This is a genomic window from Rhodanobacter sp. AS-Z3, assembly GCF_029224025.1.
In the GTDB taxonomy this organism is placed as follows: domain Bacteria; phylum Pseudomonadota; class Gammaproteobacteria; order Xanthomonadales; family Rhodanobacteraceae; genus Rhodanobacter.
On sequence record NZ_CP119392.1, the window covers coordinates 2,755,637 to 2,774,566 of the forward strand.

Consider the following 18,930-nt stretch of genomic DNA (forward strand, 5'->3'; position numbering starts at 1 on the left):
TTCGGGCCATCGGCTGCGCCGAAGTGCGACTACGGCATCCCGCCTACGTCGTCGAAAAATTCATCGGGAGCGTGCTGGACAGCCGGAACTTAGCTCCGCAGCGGAACGAGAGGGCTCGACCCTGGGTCGAACAATCACGCCCCCCGCCAAACACTAACCCCACCCGCCGCCTTGTCCAGCACATCCAACCGTTGCTCATGCAAAGCCAGCTCTTCCGGCGAAGCAGCCAGCACGCGCGGTCGTACCCGTAGCTCAAGCGGAGCCGCCACCACCACATCGCCTTGTTCCCCAACGGCATCGAAACCCAGATCAAACGCCACCTGGCCCGAGGTCATCGCCAGATAGACGTCTGCCAGCAACTGGGCGTCGATCAAGCCACCGTGCAGGTCGCGACGGGAGTTATCCACGCCGAGCCTTTTGCACAAAGCGTCCAGACTGTTGCGCTGGCCGGGGTAGCGCTCGCGCGCCATGGCCAGCGTATCCAGCACGGTGCAGCGGTCGCTGATCCGGCCAACGCCACGATCCAGTCTCGCCAATTCGGCATCCAGAAAGCCGATGTCGAAACTGGCGTTGTGGATGACCAGTTCCGCGCCGTCGATGAAGGCAAGAAATTCTTCCACCACTTCGGGAAAGCGTGGCTTGTCGAGCAGGAACTCATCTTCGATACCGGTAACCAGCCGCGCACCTTCGTCGATTGCGCGATCCGGATTGAGGTAGGTCTGGTAGTGCCGTCCGGTGAGCCGGCGCTCGACCATTTCAACACAGGCAATTTCCACCAGACGATGTCCCTGGCGAACCTCAAGACCGGTGGTCTCGGTGTCGAGAATGATCTGCCTCATGCCACGCCCCTCAAGGCTTCAGCCTGCTCGCGCGCCGCCTGATCGACCCGCTCGTTCTCGGCGTGACCGCTGTGCCCTTTCACCCACTTCCAGCGCACCTGATGCGTACCGACGGCGTCGGACAAACGCTGCCACAGGTCCTGGTTCTTCACCGGCTTCTTGTCCGCGGTACGCCAGCCGTTGGCGCGCCATTTGGGCATCCACTGCTCGATGCCCTGCATTACGTAACGCGAGTCGGTGGTCAGTAGGACCTGACAAGGGCGCGTCAGGGCTTCCAGCGCGCCGATCGCCGCCATCAACTCCATCCGGTTGTTGGTCGTGGCGGGATCGCCACCGGCGACCATGCGTTCACTACCCTTCGCACGCAGCAGTGCGGCCCAACCGCCTGGCCCGGGATTGCCGAGACAGGCACCATCGGTAAATGCTTCCACGTCACTCATTGTCTGTCGTCTTTTCCATAGAAGAAATCAGGAGATTGAATTGCGGCGCACGCTGGGCGACAACTGGCCATTGGCAGGCACCCGCCCCGGCAGTGGTCGCAAGCGCACCAAGGGCAGTGACTGCCTGCGTTTGCGCGCCACCAGCACATAGCCACCACCCAGCGGGCTGGCAGGGTTGCTTCTGGTGTCGGCAGCGTGCGGCCAAATGCTGCCTATCCGCTGAATTTGTTCGATCAGCATGCCGTTGCGCTCAAGCTGAAGCCGTAGCCGCCACGGCAACTGCAACGACGGCGACTTGCCCTGTGTCCGCAAGTGGACCCATGCCGACCAGCCACCCAGCGGATGCACCCCGGTCACCACCAAGGTACCGCCAGGCGCAAGCACGCGAACAAGCTCACCCAACAAGTCTGCAGCATGCGGCGCTACTTCAAGTGCATGTCGCACCAGCACCAACTCAAACGCATCGTCCACGAACGGCAACGGCTCGCTTGCCGATGCCTGCACGTCACCTTCGTAATGGGGGTTTCGCAAGGCCAGCGAGGTCCAGCAACCCAACAGCGGCAGCGCCGGCGGCACTCGACAGCAAGAGGCGTCCAGTACCAGACCATGCGTACCGGCACAGCGCTGCAGTCCGGGCGTCAATACCCGGAGTTGCTCGTCCAGCAAGCGGAGCATGGGCGCACTGGAATAGACCTCGTCACCGCGTTGTTGCATGAAAACCGGTCCGGTCTCGATCGCTGGGCAGATTGTAACGGCTGCGGCTCGGGCTCCACAGATCACCGCGCAAATGGAACGGTCACACGCAACTGAACGCCCGGAACGCGAGTTAACGTTCTGCTAACGAGCCAACCGCCTCACCCCTTTATAGTCGACCGCCCATGCGCGCCGGGATGGCAGCGTCTGTCGTTCCACCGAAGGCGCTCCACCAAAGGTGGAGACCTCCCAAACGCAGCGAACCCGACGTGCATCTACTTCCGTTACCGGCCCTGGCCGACAACTACATCTGGCTGCTGCATGATGGCGCCGGCAATGCCATCGTCGTTGACCCGGGCGACGCGCATGTCGTGGAGCAGGCGCTGGCCGCCCATCGCTTGCGACTGCGGGCGATCCTGCTGACCCACCATCATCCCGATCACGCCGGTGGCATGCCTGCCCTGCGCGAACGTCACGCTGTGCCGGTCTATGCACCCGTAGACGAGCGGATCGAGCAACCAGTCATCACAGTGAGCGATGGCGAACACATCGCGCTGGATGAACTCGATCTCCAGTTCGAGGTGCTGGCACTTCCAGGCCATACCCTCAGTCACATCGCCTTCGTCGGCGCCGGCCTGCTGTTCTGCGGCGACACTTTGTTCAGTCTGGGCTGTGGCCGTCTGTTTGAGGGCACGCCGGCGCAGATGCTGGCCTCGCTGGACCGACTGGCACAACTGCCCGCCGACACCCTGGTGTGCGCGGGTCACGAATACACCCAAGCGAACGCCCGCTTCGCGCAGACCATCGAACCGGACAACGCCAACCTGTCGAAACGCGCGGCAGAAGTCGGCATTTTGCGCGAATTGCGACAGCCCACCTTGCCGGTGAAGATGGCCAGCGAACGGGCGAGCAACCCCTTTCTGCGCATCGACACCGAGGCCCTCATGGCATGGGCCCGCCAGCATGGATGCAGCGGAGATCGTGTCGCCCGCTTCGCCGCGCTGCGGCTGGCCAAGGACAACTTTCGCGAATGAAACACGCCACGCGACTTGCGCCCCTGTTACTGACTGTCCTGCTGGCGGCGTGCGCCAGCGTACCGTCACAACGGCAAACACCTGTCCGCCAGCCACGCTTGCTTCCGGCAGCCACGCCACCACCGATGGAAGCGACGCCACCGGCTCCGGCAGCAGACCCTTGGGATTCGCTGCGCGCAAGCTTCGCCATGCCCGGTTGCGATGCCGACCCGGCGGTACTGGATTGGGCCAGAACCTTCACACGCCACCCTAAACAATTCGAAAGCCAGCTGCAGGAAGTCCTGCCGCGCCTGATGTACGTGCAGAAAGTGGCCGAACGATACGACGTCGCCGGTGAGTTCGTACTGTTGCCGTGGGTCGAAAGCCACTTTCAGCCGATTGCTGCGCGCAACCATCGGCCGGCCGGCATGTGGCAGCTGATGCCGAAGACAGCCGTAGCGATGGGGCTACGTGTAGACCGTCACTTTGACGGTCGGCTGGATGTACCGGCTTCGGCCAATGCCGTCATGCGCCTGCTTGAGCAGTACCACCAGCAATTCGGCGACTGGCGGGTTGCTGACTACGCCTACAACGCGGGCGAGTTCAGCATTCGCAAGATGATCAAGACGCATGGCCAGCCAGCTGCGCTGCCCGCCATGCCTCACTTGCCTGTGCGCCGGGTGACTCGCGAACACCTGGAAAAATTGCTGGGCATCGCCTGCGTTGTGCGGGAGCCTGCGCGCTTCCATATCAGCCTTCCCAGCCTGCCTGGCGAGCAGCACCTGGTGCAGGCTACGGTTCCGCACACCATGTCGATGGCCAACGCCGCCGACCATGCCGGCATGAAGCTCGACGCGTTGAAACGGTTGAATGGAGCATTTGGCAGCAACATGATCGATACCGATGCCGCTTCCTACCTGATGATGCCTGCCGCCCATGCTCGCCGGTTCAAGGACACGCTGCTGCAACTGGCCAGCGATGCCGGCCATGTCGATGCGCTGCCGACGACCGCGCCAGACACTTCAATCGGCCTCTTGCCTGCGCCCAGTCCGCCGCAGATCCATACCGTCAAAGCCGGCGACAGCCTTTGGCAGATCGCCCGCCAGCACTCGGTCAAAGTGGAGCAACTGAAGCGATGGAACCATCTGGGGAACCATGCGCTGAAGCCTGGCCAGACGCTGCTGATCCGTGCACCTCATTGATTGAATCGCATCAGCTGAGGCCAGGCCATGGCCGTACATGGCGGACAGAACAACGGCACCGATCCTCGTGACGGCATCGCCCTGTCCGCGCTGACCGTACTCCGTGATCGACGAACAGCAGAACTACGACCGCATGCCGTCAGAACCGGATACCGGCACACTCCAACGCACGGCACAAGTTTCCGCTACCGCCACCGACAAGCCTCGGCGGCAACCCCGGCGAGCTGATACGCGCCGGCGAAGACCACTCCGCCATTAACCAGCGAGCCTTGGGCAAGTTCAAGCAGCGAGAGTCCATCGCGCTGCCTTGCGTGCGTGGCTCCGCCGAGCCACTTCGTGACAGCCCCGCGGCATTAGCCTGGCCAATTTGTTGGCGTCAGTCGAAATTCCGGCATTCCCAACCGGCCGTGGTTGCGTCAGCGCAAACACGCCCCTGCCATTCGAACAAATATTTACCATCTAGTACAACGTGTTATGCGACAGCCCCAGGAAGTTGGCAACTTGGCACGCTGTTTGCTCAATTCCATCCAAGAGATGGACGTTCGCAACCGTGGCCATGCGCGACGCAAGCAACAACCCCATCGACCAACCGAGCAAACAAGGTCAAGCCGATGCCGACAACCCGACCGCTATGCCGAAGCACCGATCTGGCCATGGAGAACGAACGTCTCCGCGCCGAGCTGGAACGTGCCCAGACGGAAGTTCGCACACTCCTGGAACAGGCCACCACCGACGAGCTCACTGGCCTGCTCAACCGGCGCGGATTCCTGCGCCTGGCCGAGTTGGAACTGCGCCGGGCGCGCGACGAACAGCAGTCCCTTACGCTCGTCTACATCGACGTGGACGGGTTGAAGACGCTCAACGATGAGGCTGGCCATGAAGCGGGAGATGCCTTGCTGGTTGAGACGGCAGCCCTGTTGCGCACAGCCTTTCGCTCCACGGATGTGGTGGCCCGACTGGGTGGTGACGAGTTCGTGGTGCTGACACGAGGTTTCCATGGGGATGGTGCGGTCATGCGCCACCGGATCAAGCGGATGAGCCAGGAGTTACACCGCTCCGGCGCGCAAACCCGCGAAATATCGCTAAGTACGGGCGTCATTCTGGCCACTCCCTCGGTGGCGCCAGACCTCGAAGATTTGCTCAATCGTGCGGACAAAGCCATGTACGAAATCAAGCAGGCCAAATCGGGGCCCTATCGCGGGCGTCAGCATCTACCTGCGCCGGCGTTGTTGATGGCGATGTGAGTCACGCAAAAAGAGCGATGCAAGAAGCCGGCAGAAACATCCTTCACCTGCAACAAACGCGATTCTGATAACTTTTCATGGCATGCATGAAAGCCATCACCACATCAATACCAAATGACGACCCACACACGCCCATGACCGCGACGCTACCTCCCCTCGTCGACGTGCTGGATCTGATGCCCGACGCCGTATGCGTCGTCGACGCTGACGGTCGCTTCCTGTTCGTAAACGCGAGTTTTCAGAGGATCTTCGGCTATGCCCCCGATGAAGTGTTGGGACAGCCGATCTTCGACCTGGTTCACCCGGACGATCGCGCCGCCACCACTGAGCAGGCCGAGACCGTGATGGCCGGCAAACTGCAGCGTCATTTTCGCAATCGTTATGTCCACAAGGACGGTCACAACGTGGATGTCCAGTGGTCCGCGCGCTGGCTTCCCGATCATGGCGTACGCATCGGGGTGGGCCGCGAAGTCACCGAGCTGCGGCGACTGGAGCGTGAACTGGAGCGACGCGCCAACCACGACTCGCTGACCGGCCTAGTCAATCGCGATCGCCTTCGCATCGACCTGCAAAGTGCGATTGACCATGCCATTGAAACCGACCACGGCGTGGCGCTGCTCTATCTGGACCTTGACGGTTTCAAGTCGGTCAACGACTGCTGCGGCCACGACACCGGTGACCAGGTGCTGCGTGAAGTGGCTAATCGCCTGCAGCGAAGTGTCCGACTCGGTGACTTGTTGGCCCGCGTTGGTGGCGACGAATTCGTTGTGATGTTGCCCGGCTGCCGCGATGCCGCAGCGGCCCAGAACGTAGCCGACGCTTTGCGCGCCAGTATCACGCCACCCTTCAGTTTGCCGCATGGCCTGTTCACGCTGGACGTGAGTATTGGTGTGGCCTGTTTTCCCGACGATGGCCACAGCGCAAGCGCCCTGCTGACCCATGCTGATCGCGCCATGTACACCATCAAACATCGGCAATCGTTGCGGACAGAAGCTGCGCATGGTTGCGCTGGCGCCAAAAAAGGCTGAGGCAGAAATAGCTCCGGGAAGACGATTCGCCCACCTTCGCGCCACCTGCCCACACCAAGACAAGTCAACGTCGCGGCGTCCACCGACGCGGCCATGAACTCCCGCGTAAAGCTACGTGCGCAGACAGGCGCTCATGCCCAGAGCGCCGGCTTGGCGACCATCAGCCAGAAGACCAGCACCACCGCGATAAAGGCTGGCCAGCCCAGCACAAACCAGGTGCGCATATAGCGATGACAAAGCGGTGGAAGACTCGTACCGTCGCGCAACGCTACGGCGGCCATATCGCGCACGCGCCATTGCAGCCAGACCACCGGCAACCAACAGGCGCCGGTGAACAGGTACAGCAGCCCGGCTGCCTGCAACCACGGTGTATGCAAGTCGAAATGCATCAGGCGCATGAGCAGATAGCCCGATAGCGGCTGCACGATCACCGCCGGCGTGGTGAACAGCAGGTCCGCACGCACGGCAAGCCGGGTTGCCACCGCGATCGCCTCGACCCGACCGCTGCGATAGGTGAACCACATGAAGAACGCGGTACCCAGGCCCGTGCCGAACAGCAAGGTGGACGACAGAATGTGTACGGTTTTCAACAACACGTAGTCGTTCATCGACGCTCTTCCGTGGCCAGCAACACCGCCAATACCCCAAACAGGGGCAGGTTTTTCAGCAACCCGCCAAGCGGGTCTAACCAGTGGCTGGGCCAACCGATGCCGATGCCCAGGGTGTAACCCAGCAGCATCAGCAACATCAGTGTCAGCACCCAACGTGGTCGCCAGCGCAAAAGACACAATGCGCCGAGCACAAGGTCGGCGCTGGCAGTAAGCCGCGCCAGCATCAGCAAACTTCCTGCAGACAACGAACTGCCCGGCACCACCGTGATGACCTCGGCTTCCGTCGCCAACCAGCCCGCCACGCCGGAGCCGAGCCATAGCAATGCGATCAGCACCCGCAGCACCGGCAATCCGAAATACAGGCGGGCATGCCAGCGGTCCTGCACGGCGCTGGGCGTCTCGGCCAGCGCGCGCTGCAGCGGGCGTGGCTGCAGCCCCAGCGTTTGTTGCAGCCGCGTAACCGCATGTGCCTCACCGACGTTGCCGCGCTCAAGCATGCGCGCCATGGTTTGCCCCAGCGGACCGTCTCCCAGCCGCTCGCCCATCGCGGCGCCGACTCGCACCATCCATGCGGGCACCGGCAACACCACTGGACGGCCAAAACCAAGCCAGTGCCGCCACGCGAGCAGATAGTCGCGCAAGGCCAACACCTCCGGCCCGACCAGCTCGATCACTTCGCATACCAGGGCAGGCCGAGCCAGCGCGGCAACAACGGCCAAGCCGACGTCTTCCGCAGCAATCGGCTGCACCAGCTGGTCACCCTGGCCCGGCAGCAACAAGAAGCGCGGCAACGCGGCCAGCGCACGCAGCAGCGAGCTGCCACCGTAAGAACCGCGTGCGCTGTAGACCAGCGACGGCCGCAACACCAGCCAGTCCAGATCCAGCGTTTTCAACGCCGCGTCACCGCGGTGCTTGGAGGCGATGAACTCGCCGTCGGCGATTTCACCCAGCGCGGAAATCTGGATTACCCGCCGTATACCCAGCTGACTACAAGCACGAAACAAGGCCAACGGAGTCCGCTCATGCACCGTCTTGAAGCTATCTCGCCCGCGTTCACGCAAGATGCCGGCGCAGTTGACCACCGCGTCGACCCCATCCAGACGTGGCAGCCAATCCGCTTCGTGCACGTCGCTCGCCATGTCGCAAGCGATCGCACGAACGCCTGGAAACCGGGCGTCAATACGCCCACTGCGCACTGCGCCAATAACCTCATGACCAGCGGCCGTCAACGCCGCCACGATATGTGCACCAATGAATCCAAACGCGCCCGTCACCAAGACTCGCATCGCAATCCCCGACATCGAAGGCGGCATTGTAAGGGGCATGAAGATGCAAGTAGACCTGCGCGCGAAGCGCGCACGGCACGAACGTGTCAAACCGCACAACACAGCTGCCGGTGCTACCGACAGGCAACCACCGTTCGGCAACTTCACGGCATCCATTGACTGAACACCAGCGCGCACGGAATCACCGCCAGCGCATAGATCAGGTAGCTGGCCACGACGTAGAGAATCGCAACTGACGCCTGCATCGACACAGCCACAACCTCGCCGGATGGATCGGTGCCACGACGAACGACTACACTGCTCCCCAGCCGGTCATGCAAAGCGCGGCCACGATCGCACAGCATCCACAGGTAGCCCAGACCGCAGGATAGCAACGTCAGCAGTGCGTACAACGAACGCAAGCCCATCAAACCGAGGCTGGCCGAGCGCGCACCTGCTGCACGTACCTCAATGCCCAACAGCAACTTGCCTGGCGTCGCATGCCAATCACTGGCATGCAGCAACCAGAAATACACCATGACAGGCACGAGCTGGCCGACCAGCAACAGCGAAACCACCGCTCCGTTGTGCAGGCCACTATCCGGGCCAGATGACGCCGCGATGAGATAACTGATCAGCAAGAGCGGCTGCAACAAGAGGTTCACGCTGGACAGAATCAGATAGTCCACGAACAGCGCCAGCAGACGACGAAAGAACCACGCAAATGGCGACATGCTTGCCTCAACACGGGAGGGATATGCCATGTAACGCAGCAGACTTCGCGGCGGGGTCAATCAGAGCCGGAATTCCGCGGCCCGGTCGATCGTCGTTCTCCGATCATGACTTCAGCTGCGGCGCACTCACGGTTTGAGCCGATGCCGTGAACCATTTATCCAGGCGCACGCGTGAACGCGAGTGGCTCACGTCAGCGCGGCTACGACCACGGCACGGACTCCGCCAACAATGTACGCAACTGTGACGTATCCATGTCGGTGAGTTGCTGCTCGGCAAGCCGCAGGTTTTCCTCGCTCATGGCAATCTGTCGAACCACACCCTCGCCAGAGGGCGAGAACACCAGCAACATATTGCCGTAGGAAGCATCGAGCACCGCAGCCTGCCAGGAAACGCCCTGTGTATCGTCGAAACTGCGCACAGCCTGCTCCAACCGAAAATCGTCAGGTCATTATATCGACGTACCCGAACCAGGTATTCAGTACGCATGGTGCTGGCCACCCCACGCAAGCAAGGCATCTTCGAAATCTGCCTGGAATGAAGTCGCGTTCGATAACGGGACAACATATCGCGCCTGCCGCTTTGACCTGCAGCATCAAACCGGATCAGACCAGGGGAACTCGCTTCGAGGAGCGGCGGCCTTCCAGCCAGCGATGCAGCTCGGCCGCCGGCAATGGCCTGGCTATCAGGAAACCCTGCAGCACATCGCAATCCAGTTCAATCAGTGCATCGCGCTGCAGGTCTGTTTCCACGCCTTCCGCAACCACGTGCAAATGCTGGTCATGCGCGATGGCGATGATGGCATTGATGAAAAGGTCGCGTGCGTCGGGTCGCAGACCCTCGACAAAGATCCGGTCGATCTTGAGCTCATGCAACGGAAGCTTTTTCATGTTGCCGAGTGAGGCATAGCCAGAACCGAAATCATCGAGCGAAAATTCGAAACCGAGTTCGCCCAGTTCGTGCATCTTGCTGACCACATCGTCCAGGTCATGCATGAAGGCACTTTCCGTGATCTCGATGGTCAGCCGTTGCGGGTTTGCCTGGGTGGCACGAACCACTTCACGCACCATCGCCACGAAGTCATGCCTGAAGAGTTGCCAGGGACTGACATTGATCGACATCCGCGCATGCCCATATTCACCCGGCCAGGTTTCGCGTTCCAGACAGGCCTGACGCAGTACTTCCATGCCAATGACGTGGATCAGGCCCGCTTCTTCGGCAATCGGAATGAACTCTGCCGGTGATATGAGACCATGTTCGGGATGTCGCCAGCGCAACAGCGCCTCTGCACCCACGAAGCGACCCAGCCGGTCGACTTGCGGCTGGTAATGCAGTTCGAATTCCTTGCGCTCCAGCGCAACCCGCAAGCCTTTTTCAAGCAGCAAGCGCCGATCCGATTCAGCCTGCATGACGCGCTCGAATACGACAACATGATCATCGCCACCTGCCTTCGCGCGATGCAAGGCCACCGCCGCCTGACGCAATGCGCTATCGGCATCCCTGGCCATCTGCGGGATCAGCGCGATACCCGCGCTGACGGCGATCACCAGGTCGTTGTCACCAATGCAAAAAGGTTTGACCAAGGTGGCGGTGATGGATTGAACGATCGCCCTGGCGGCATCAGCCGGGTCCGTGTCGGCGGGCAAATCTACATGCACGGCAAAATCATCGCTGCCCTGTCGACTGACCAGCCCACCGGCCGACATCACGCCTCTCATGCGCTCGGCGAAGGCACCCAGCAAAAGGTCGCCGGCATCATGCCCCAACGCCTCGTTGATGATACGGAAGTGCTTGATATCGAACATGATCAGCGCGCTGGGCGGCAGATCGGCATCGGCCATCACGGTGTGCAGGTGCTTGTGCAGATACAGCCGATTCGGCAAGCCCGTCAGACGGTCATGATAGGCAAGATGGCGCAGCTCAGCCTCGCTATGCTCGCGCCGCGTAGTCTCTATGCGCAGGTCGGCCACCTTGCCTGCAAGCTCGCGCGTCTGCTGCTGCACATCTCGCCGCAAACGATCGCCCATCAACAACAGCAGCGGCAGGAAGGCGAGCGACTCATAAGTCACCCCAGCCTCACCTGCGAAATGGAGCATTTGGGCATGCACCGCCGCCAGCGTCTGGATCACGATATAGACCGTCAGCGGCCACGCCCGATCATGGATTTGCCTCCGCCAAAGTGCGGCACAGCAAACGGCTGCCCATAAATAGGTCGCCCCCTTGGCCAGAAGGAATACCGTCAACAGGCTGGACGAGTGACCAAGATAGGCATGAACACGCTCTCCCCACGGCGTGATGATGTCGGGCAGTTTGACGACCTGGTCGTGCAACACATCGGTCGAACCGAACTGGTTGGCGATCAGCAGTCCGCCCAACAGCACGGCCAATATCATCAAGCCTCGACGCCAATACGGCATGTCCGCGTACAAACTCAGAAACCAAAATGCCGCCGGATAGGTCAGGCAACTGACCGTGATTTGTATGCGCATCAGCATCTGTGCGCGGGTCAGCGAATCCGTCCCGCTGATCGCGGCGTCCAGCAACAGCAGCACGGAAAGCAGCAGGCTGAGATAGCCGAAGGCTGTGTTGGCGTGGCGGCGAAATCCGGACGAACCGGTGAGCAACGCATGAACCCCAGCGAAGAAGGCAACACCGCATGCAATCAGCAAGCTGGGAACGTAGATGTCCATTCGTTCGCGAGGCTTGCCCCTCCCCTGAGGGGCCTTGGGGCACGATAGTGCAGAAGCAGACAGCTGTCACCCCGGCATCGGCCAAAACTTTGCTGGCACTCGCGATTGTCTTGGCCCACCCAACAAATGAGCGCACATCGACCTGAGCTGAAGACTGTGCCGGGAACCGATGGACAATCGCGCAGCGATCAATAGATCGTCGCCGATCCCATCCCGATCAGTCTGCTACAGGGACAACGGTTGCGCCGGCCGGTACAACGCCAGGCAAAGCAGAACCATGCCAATCAAGACCACAAGCAGGCTGCGCTTTGCCACCGACCAATGCCTTGCCACGAACACCGGATACGCGACGACCCATAACACCAGCATGCACCAGAGCCAGAGCGTCGACGTTCTCTTGGCCAGAATGACCGACCATCCGTAACCTATCAGCCAGACCAGACTGCCGAGGAGGCCGGCCAGCCCACTGCCGAAAGCCGCCCACGTCTCGGGCGCAACCTCGACCTTGGCAACCTTCTGTTCCAGCTCAAAACGGACCGGCACGATAATCCGTTGTGCCACAGGTGTATCACCGTTCGTCCCGGGCAGGAACGACCATTCCGAAACACTGCGCAAAGCAGCCGCGTCAAGATCCGGATATCCACTGGATTGGTCGAGACTGGCATTTACCGCCCGCCCATTGACGTCGACCTCGGCCGCGACCATGACCGTACCCTGCTCTGCCGCAGACACCGCCGACGCCGGATACTGCACAGGTGCATAGATAACCGTGGGCGCTGTCGTGTCATCGGTTGCACAGACAGTGGCACAGAAAAATACCGCAACCAGCCACGCAGCCCAGGACTTGCGAAAAGCCATCTCTTGCCCCTGGTTGCCCGCACGCCACGAATCGGCACCGCAACCCTGACAGGGTAACCGAATGCAGCGCAACCACGCAGCAGCACATAACCATTTGCGGCGCGGATCGAGAACCTCGACCGACTCGGCAACTGACACACGCAAACTCGCACCACTGTGCGCTCCAAACGTCTTATCGCAGCGTAGCGGTCACGTCGTTGACCAGATGCACCAGCCCGCGCATGTCGAAGTTCGGCGGATCGATCGTCGAGCCAAGACGCACAATCACCAGCCGTTGCGACGGCACGATCAGAATACGCTGGCCATTCATGCCCGAAGCAAAGTACGCATCGCCGGGCATGCCGGCGATGATATGGCCACCATCCGTTGAAACACCGGTGTTGGTCCAGAAGCCGAAGCCATACAGTGAGTCGAGAGTCTGCCTGCTCGCCGCAGCACTCCAGCCAGCCGGAAGAATGCGCTGACCGGCAACTACGCCATCGTCCAGATACAGCTGACCGAGGCGCGCCCAGTCGCGTGCCGATGCATAAATACGCGTCGAACCCACCAAGGTCTGCGCGCCATCGAACTCCATCCGCACGTGATGCATGCCAAGCGGACCGAACAATTCGCGATGGGCGAAGCGAATCATCCCCGCCGCCCCGCCAGCCACGTGATCGCGCAGCACGCCGGCAAGTATCAGCGTATTGCCACTGGTGTACGCCCACTGGCTGCCGGGTGCAGTACGTAGACCGGCGCTGGCGGCGAACGCTGCCATATCGCGGCGCTGGAACAACATCTCCGATACCGGATCGAAGCCGCTATCGTCCTCGGTGAGGTCAAGGCCCGAGGTCATGCGCGACAGTTGCTCCAGCGTGATCGGGTGGCGCGGGTCATCCCGGCGCTGCCACGCTGCCACCGGCGCAGGCATCGCCATATCCAGCCGACCCTGTCGCACCAGAATGCCCAGCAGCGCATTGATCACCGACTTGCTCATCGAATAACCGAGCTGCGGCGTCTGCGCTGTGAAACCTGCGGCGTAGAGTTCAGCGATGATCTTCCCGTCATGCACCACCACAATCGCATGCACGTGGCGACGGGGCCCACTGGCCGGTTCGGCGAACGCGCGACTGAGTGCAGCCTCCAGCGCGGGATCGGTGTTGGCAGCCACTGGCGGTTCCGCGATTGATGTCTCCGACATCACTTCGTCAGCGGCTTGCAGCGCAGCTGCATCTGGCCTCGTGGTTGGCAAGCCACAGCCATACGCCGGGTACCACGTTGCTTCGCCGGAAAAGTGCCCGTGCCAGTTGACCGTGACCTCACGACGTTCCGCGTCAACGCGGTAGTGCAGACCACGCAACAGGATATGCATGCCCCGCTGCGGCAGGATGTTCTCGGCAAACGCGCGCTCCGGCGTCTGACCGGAGACGAAGACGTAGGCGCAAAGCGTTTGCGCGACACTGGCCGTGGCCACCCGCAAGGCGCGATCCGGACGTTTCCAGACAACCAGCGCCGCCAGCAAGACCACCAGCAGCAACGTCGCTCCAAATCCAACGCGCAGGCTCTTCTTGAATCGTATCGACACGGAATTCCCTTTAGTCTGGATACTGCGGCGTCGAACCACTCACTCTCGATCACGGCGGTTCGCGCGATGTGGATTCTGGCACCTGCTCATCCATTCTGCTCGTAGCTGCGTACGCATAGGGCTAGCATCTTCAATGCCTCGGCATTGTGGACACCCCCTCGCCTTTGCTCGCCACCCAGGAACACATACGCCATGCCTGCCTCTTGCCGAATCCTCGTTCCGATGCTGCTGACGTGCCTGTTGCTGCTATCGGGTTGTGTGGCCGGCGGTGACGTCACCAAACCGGTACCGACCACGTTCATTGCCGCCCCACAACCTGCGCATCGACTGGTCGTAATCCTGCCTGGACGGGGCGATAGCCTGCAGGGACTGACCGACACCGGCATTGCAGAGATCATCCAGCAAAGCTGGCCCGATGCCGACGTGCTGCTCACCGGGCTGACCATGCCGTTCTACCGACAGGGCCGCGCGGCCCAGCGCCTGCACGATGAAGTGATCGAACCGGCGCAACGACCGGCCTATCGTCAGATCTGGCTGGCCGGCATTTCGTTGGGTGGTCTGGGTGCGCTGCTCTACGACATCGCCTACCCCGACCAGATCGATGGCCTGATGCTGCTCTCGCCTTATCTTGGCGACGACGCCATTCACCAGCAGATCCGTCAGGCCGGCGGACTCGCTGCATGGCAAGCCGGACCGGCACAGCCGATCGGGCCGGATACCTTTCAGCACGAGTTGTGGCGCTCCCTGCAGCACTGGTCGCAGCGTCCGCAACGCGCGCGCTCAACCTGGCTGGCTTACGGCGCCGACGAGCCGTTCCGTCAACCGATCGAACTGATGAGCCCGCTGCTGCCAGCCGACCACGTCCTCATGCTGCCGGGCAAGCACAACTGGAAACTGTGGAAACCGGCCATGCGCGAGCTCCTGCAACGAGCCGGCGCCGAGGACCCCCGCTCCACCTTCCAGCGCGGTGCAGGCGAGTAAGCTCCCGAAGCAGGCGGACCTTGACCACGCAACGAGGGCCCGGATAGACCTGACCTCCGTGTTTCCGGCGGGATCAGTCCGGTGCGAACACAATCGTGGTGTCGATTTTCACACCGGCCATTCGTCGCAAGAGGAGGAAGTCCCCAGCCCCTTCAGCCAGGAGAAACCGCATGGTCAGCAAGAACACGATTTGCCTTTGGTATGACGGCACCGCCCTGGACGCCGCGACGTTTTACGCCAAGACGTTCCCGGACAGCGCCGTGGGGGCCGTCCATCGTGCGCCGGGGGACTATCCGGCGGGCAAGCAGGGCGATGTTCTGACCGTCGAGTTCACCGTGATGGGCATCCCGTGCCTGGGCTTGAACGGCGGCCCCCAGTTCAAGCACGACGAGGCGTTCTCGTTTCAGGTAGCCACCGACGACCAGGCCGAAACCGACCGACTGTGGAACGCCATCATCGGCAATGGCGGTCAGGCCAGCGAATGCGGCTGGTGCAAGGATCGATGGGGATTGTCGTGGCAGATCACTCCGCGCGCGCTGATGGATGCGATCACCGATCCCGACCCGGCTGTCGCCAAGCGCGCGTTCAACGCCATGATGGAAATGACGAAGATCGACATCGCTGCGATCGAAGCCGCCCGTCGCGGCTGACGCCGAGGCTGGGCGATTCGTCACCGCCGCCCTGCCCTTCCTTCCCACACATTTCCCAGAGGTTGATCTGGCATGACCACAGCGAGTGCCACGACGCCGATCCCGGAATCAAACGCTTCGTTGGGCCCCGATGCACCCAGCCGACGGCGCATCGAGTCGGTCGACCTGTTGCGCGGGATCATCATCGTCATCATGGCGCTGGACCATGTCCACGATTTCTTCGGTGCGCTCGATGTCAGTCCAACCAACCTGGACACCACCACGGTGCCCTTGTTTTTTACTCGCTGGATCACTCATTTCTGCGCCCCGGTGTTCTTCCTGCTCACCGGTACCGGTGCTCGGCTGGCGCTTCAGCGCCTGACGAAAAGCGAGCTGTCGCGCTTCCTGTTCACACGTGGCGTGTGGCTGCTGTTCCTGGAAGTGGTGGTGATGCGCTTCGCCCTGCAATTCAATTTCGATTACCACGTAACCATCATCACGGTGCTGTGGGCGCTGGGCTGGTCGATGATCGTACTGGCCGCCGTGCTTCACCTGCCGGACTGGGCGATCGCGGCGTTCGGCGTCGTTCTGGTGGCAGGTCACAACCTGCTGGACGGCATTCCAGGCAGTGCGTTGGGCAGCCTCGCACCGCTCTGGTCCGTGCTGCACGCGCCGGGCTTTCTGTTCAACGCCCCGCCGCATGCCGTGTTCATTGCCTATCCACTGATCCCGTGGCTTGGTGTGACGGCGCTGGGCTACACGCTGGGGCAAACCTATCGCTGGAGTAATGAACGCCGTCGCGCCCTGCTGCTACGACTCGGCATCGGGCTCAGCCTGGGCTTCGTGTTGTTGCGGTTGTTGAACGTGTATGGCGATCCTGTCGCGTGGTCAGTGCAGCGGTCGCCGCTGTGGACGCTGTTGTCGTTTCTGAACACCAACAAGTACCCACCTTCGCTGCTGTTCCTGCTGATGACGCTGGGGCCTGCGCTGCTGCTGCTGCGTATTTTCGACCGTGGCATTCCACGCTGGCTGCGCCCGGCACTGATCATCGGCAACGTGCCGCTGTTCTTCTACGTGCTGCACTTTTACCTGATCCACGGGCTGGCGGTAGTGACCTGCTACCTGCGCTTTGGCAGCGTGAGCGGCATGTTTCAATCGCCCGATCTCAACCACTTCCCGTTCACGGCGCCGCCGGGTTGGGCGCTGAGTCTGCCGGTCATCTACCTGCTGTGGGCGGGCGTGGTGCTTGCCCTCTATCCGCTGTGCCAGTGGTATGCCGGCGTGAAGCGGCGGCGCAAGGACTGGTGGCTCAGCTATCTCTGATGTTCACGACAATCGCTCAGGCTTGCGCCTCTTGAATCATCTTCCCGCTACGTTTTCCCCAGGCACTTCACGCACCCACCGGGAGCCTTGCCATGACGCCGACCATCACCGCCTTCGAAAGCTCGCCCGATCGAGGTCGGGGACTCGCCCGCGACCTGCGCGTGCGCTGGGCGCTTGAAGAAGTGGGCCTCGCTTACCAGGTGCGCCTGATTTCCTTCAGCGCGATGAAGGAACCGGCGCATCGCGCGCAGCATCCCTTCGGGCAGATTCCCACCTACGAGGAAGGCGGGCTTGTCCTGTTCGAGTCGGGGGCGATCGTGCTGCACATCGCGGAGCACCATGCGGGCTTGCTGCCAGACGAGCCGCTCGCCCGGGCGCGCGCCATCACCTGGATGTTTGCGGCGCTCAACACGGTGGAACCACCGCTGGTGGAACGCGGCATGGCCATGTTGTTGGAGCGCGACCAGCCGTGGTACGCGCAGCGCCAGCCGCTGCTGGACGAGCGCGCCCACAAAATGCTCGGCCAACTCTCCACACGCCTTGGTACTGCCGAATGGCTCGACGGCCAGTTCAGCGCCGGTGACCTCATGATGATCGGTGTGCTGTTCCGCTCGAAACCTTCGGGAATACTGGACGAATACCCGAACCTCGCCGCCTACGTCGCTCGCGGCGAAGCACGGCCCGCGTTCAAGCGCGCTTTTGATGCGCAGCTGGCGGTATTCACCGGCAGCGGCGCAAACGCGTGGTGAAAGTTCGCCCGCGTCATCAAGCCGAAAATCCAGGGGCTCGCCCCAAGGTGCTGCCGCGCGGAGAGCGCACGCTGACTTTTGCTTTCACCTCTACACAATCGCCGCCGTGATCGCCGCGAAGGTGTCGAAGATCGCGGCAGCGGGGTGATTCGCCGGCGCAGCCGGCTCCAGCGCAGACACCATCGCACCATCCTGACCAAAGATCGCGAAGATCAGTCCGCCGGTGGGATCGCCGTGGAATTCGACGACCATGCCACTGTCCGTGTCGGCGCGGGACGACGCGGCGCAGACACCTGCATGGCCCGTACGGCCAGCTTGATCAAACACCGCATCAGCCAGGCCTCGCGCTGCGCTGTAGTCCTGCGATTCACTCGCCGCAGAGATAAGCATATCGATCGGGGCCCAGTCGACGATGCCGTAGCGACTCTTCGCCTCGCCGCTGGAGCGAAGGCGCTGGAGCAAGGGCGCCAGCGCGGACAGTCGCAGATCAGCAAACAACAACGGCTGCTTCAGCCGAAACAGATGAAAGCGCTGTCCCCCGGGCGCCAGTGCGCCGGTCTTCTGCTGCTGCATGAATTCGCGTGTCTTGTCGGGCGCGCCCGGCTTCCACAACGGCGGCGCGGGTGCGCCAGTGATCTTCGAAGCGGCAGGCGTCTGCAATGCGTAGTGCGCAGCCTCGCGCAGCACGCCAGCCACCGTGCCGACGTAGAGTGCGCCTTGCCCATGGCGCCCATCGAGTCGCGGGCCGCTGAAGCGATTATTGCCATTCATCGAACTGCCCGGCGCGATGCTGCCAGCCTGGGCAATCGTCAGCGCGCCATTGACCACCCGCAACACCAGCTGGCCAGCAGCCAGCTTCATCGACGGCAACTGGCCACGCAGCAGCGCGTCCGTGGCAATGTCGTAAAAACGATCGTAGGTTTCCGGGTTCTGAATCTTGCCGCTGACAATCATCTGGCGGCGCGGCTGGTATCGGCTCTGGTAGGTCGGCACGGCTTGCTCCAACGATGAGGTGGCGAACAGCGACGATGTGCGTGATTCAAGCGTGGTCAGGCACGGCGCGCAATCA

Annotated in this window: 19 protein-coding genes; 8 read left to right on the plus strand and 11 right to left on the minus strand. The window is 62.1% G+C overall.

What is annotated here, in order from left to right; translation table 11 throughout:
* Positions 1 to 134: 134 nt before the first annotated feature.
* Genes dnaQ through PY254_RS12245 form a run of 3 tightly spaced genes read right to left on the minus strand, consistent with a single transcriptional unit; the run spans position 135 to position 1,993 of the window.
* Entirely contained in the window at positions 135 to 839 is a 705-nt protein-coding gene (dnaQ, locus tag PY254_RS12235; RefSeq protein WP_281012320.1) for a DNA polymerase III subunit epsilon, read from the minus strand.
* The gene (gene rnhA / locus PY254_RS12240) at positions 836 to 1,279 is read right to left on the minus strand and encodes a ribonuclease HI (protein WP_281012321.1); all 444 of its coding nucleotides are present in this window, start codon (positions 1,277 to 1,279) and stop codon (positions 836 to 838) included. The genes dnaQ and rnhA overlap by 4 nt, the downstream gene beginning before the upstream one ends.
* Before the next feature lie 27 nt (positions 1,280 to 1,306).
* Positions 1,307 to 1,993, minus strand: coding sequence for a class I SAM-dependent methyltransferase (locus PY254_RS12245; protein WP_281012322.1), 687 nt, complete (start codon positions 1,991 to 1,993; stop codon positions 1,307 to 1,309).
* Positions 1,994 to 2,241: 248 nt separating this feature from the next.
* Here PY254_RS12245 and gloB point away from each other — a divergent pair, with 248 nt between their 5' ends.
* The 4 genes from gloB (at position 2,242) to PY254_RS12265 (ending at position 6,459) form a co-directional block, all read left to right on the plus strand.
* Positions 2,242 to 3,006, plus strand: a complete 765-nt coding sequence (gene gloB / locus PY254_RS12250; protein ID WP_281012323.1) for a hydroxyacylglutathione hydrolase — start codon at positions 2,242 to 2,244, stop codon at positions 3,004 to 3,006.
* Positions 3,003 to 4,187 (plus strand): transglycosylase SLT domain-containing protein, encoded by a 1,185-nt coding sequence (locus tag PY254_RS12255; RefSeq protein WP_345781812.1) that lies wholly within the window; start codon positions 3,003 to 3,005, stop codon positions 4,185 to 4,187. Before gloB ends, PY254_RS12255 begins: the two co-directional genes overlap by 4 nt.
* A gap of 653 nt (positions 4,188 to 4,840) precedes the next feature.
* A complete protein-coding gene (locus PY254_RS12260) occupies positions 4,841 to 5,431 on the plus strand; it encodes a GGDEF domain-containing protein (protein ID WP_281012324.1) in 591 nt (196 codons plus the stop codon).
* 134 nt (positions 5,432 to 5,565) lie between these two features.
* Positions 5,566 to 6,459, plus strand: a complete 894-nt coding sequence (locus PY254_RS12265; RefSeq protein WP_281012325.1) for a sensor domain-containing diguanylate cyclase — start codon at positions 5,566 to 5,568, stop codon at positions 6,457 to 6,459.
* Between the two features lie 131 nt (positions 6,460 to 6,590).
* Here the strand turns inward: PY254_RS12265 and PY254_RS12270 are convergent, their stop codons facing one another.
* The 7 genes from PY254_RS12270 to PY254_RS12300 all read right to left on the minus strand — a co-directional run bounded on the left by PY254_RS12270 (position 6,591) and on the right by PY254_RS12300 (position 14,179).
* Positions 6,591 to 7,067, minus strand: a complete 477-nt coding sequence (locus PY254_RS12270; RefSeq protein WP_281012326.1) for a DUF2269 family protein — start codon at positions 7,065 to 7,067, stop codon at positions 6,591 to 6,593.
* Positions 7,064 to 8,356 (minus strand): NAD(P)H-binding protein, encoded by a 1,293-nt coding sequence (locus PY254_RS12275; protein WP_281012327.1) that lies wholly within the window; start codon positions 8,354 to 8,356, stop codon positions 7,064 to 7,066. Before PY254_RS12275 ends, PY254_RS12270 begins: the two co-directional genes overlap by 4 nt.
* 143 nt (positions 8,357 to 8,499) lie before the next feature.
* Positions 8,500 to 9,069, minus strand: a complete 570-nt coding sequence (locus tag PY254_RS12280; RefSeq protein WP_281012328.1) for an RDD family protein — start codon at positions 9,067 to 9,069, stop codon at positions 8,500 to 8,502.
* A gap of 200 nt (positions 9,070 to 9,269) precedes the next feature.
* The gene (locus tag PY254_RS12285) at positions 9,270 to 9,488 is read right to left on the minus strand and encodes a hypothetical protein (RefSeq protein WP_281012329.1); all 219 of its coding nucleotides are present in this window, start codon (positions 9,486 to 9,488) and stop codon (positions 9,270 to 9,272) included.
* A gap of 184 nt (positions 9,489 to 9,672) precedes the next feature.
* Positions 9,673 to 11,757, minus strand: a complete 2,085-nt coding sequence (locus PY254_RS12290; protein WP_281012330.1) for a putative bifunctional diguanylate cyclase/phosphodiesterase — start codon at positions 11,755 to 11,757, stop codon at positions 9,673 to 9,675.
* 225 nt (positions 11,758 to 11,982) lie between these two features.
* Positions 11,983 to 12,615: an energy transducer TonB gene (locus tag PY254_RS12295; RefSeq protein WP_281012331.1), complete on the minus strand. Its 633-nt coding sequence runs from the start codon at positions 12,613 to 12,615 to the stop codon at positions 11,983 to 11,985.
* 172 nt (positions 12,616 to 12,787) lie between these two features.
* Positions 12,788 to 14,179 carry a serine hydrolase domain-containing protein gene (locus PY254_RS12300; protein WP_281012332.1) on the minus strand — a complete coding sequence of 464 codons (1,392 nt, stop codon included), beginning with the start codon at positions 14,177 to 14,179 and terminating at the stop codon, positions 12,788 to 12,790.
* Positions 14,180 to 14,371: 192 nt separating this feature from the next.
* On the opposite strand from PY254_RS12300, the gene PY254_RS12305 reads away from it, so the two are divergent.
* The 4 genes from PY254_RS12305 to PY254_RS12320 all read left to right on the plus strand — a co-directional run bounded on the left by PY254_RS12305 (position 14,372) and on the right by PY254_RS12320 (position 17,861).
* Positions 14,372 to 15,160, plus strand: coding sequence for an alpha/beta hydrolase-fold protein (locus tag PY254_RS12305; protein WP_281012333.1), 789 nt, complete (start codon positions 14,372 to 14,374; stop codon positions 15,158 to 15,160).
* Between the two features lie 170 nt (positions 15,161 to 15,330).
* Positions 15,331 to 15,810, plus strand: coding sequence for a VOC family protein (locus PY254_RS12310; RefSeq protein WP_281012334.1), 480 nt, complete (start codon positions 15,331 to 15,333; stop codon positions 15,808 to 15,810).
* Positions 15,811 to 15,882: 72 nt separating this feature from the next.
* Positions 15,883 to 17,112, plus strand: a complete 1,230-nt coding sequence (locus tag PY254_RS12315; protein ID WP_281012335.1) for an acetyltransferase domain-containing protein — start codon at positions 15,883 to 15,885, stop codon at positions 17,110 to 17,112.
* 92 nt (positions 17,113 to 17,204) lie between these two features.
* The gene (locus PY254_RS12320; RefSeq protein ID WP_281012336.1) at positions 17,205 to 17,861 is read left to right on the plus strand and encodes a glutathione S-transferase family protein; all 657 of its coding nucleotides are present in this window, start codon (positions 17,205 to 17,207) and stop codon (positions 17,859 to 17,861) included.
* A gap of 90 nt (positions 17,862 to 17,951) precedes the next feature.
* Here the strand turns inward: PY254_RS12320 and PY254_RS12325 are convergent, their stop codons facing one another.
* Entirely contained in the window at positions 17,952 to 18,854 is a 903-nt protein-coding gene (locus tag PY254_RS12325; RefSeq protein ID WP_281012337.1) for a hypothetical protein, read from the minus strand.
* Positions 18,855 to 18,930: the final 76 nt, after the last annotated feature.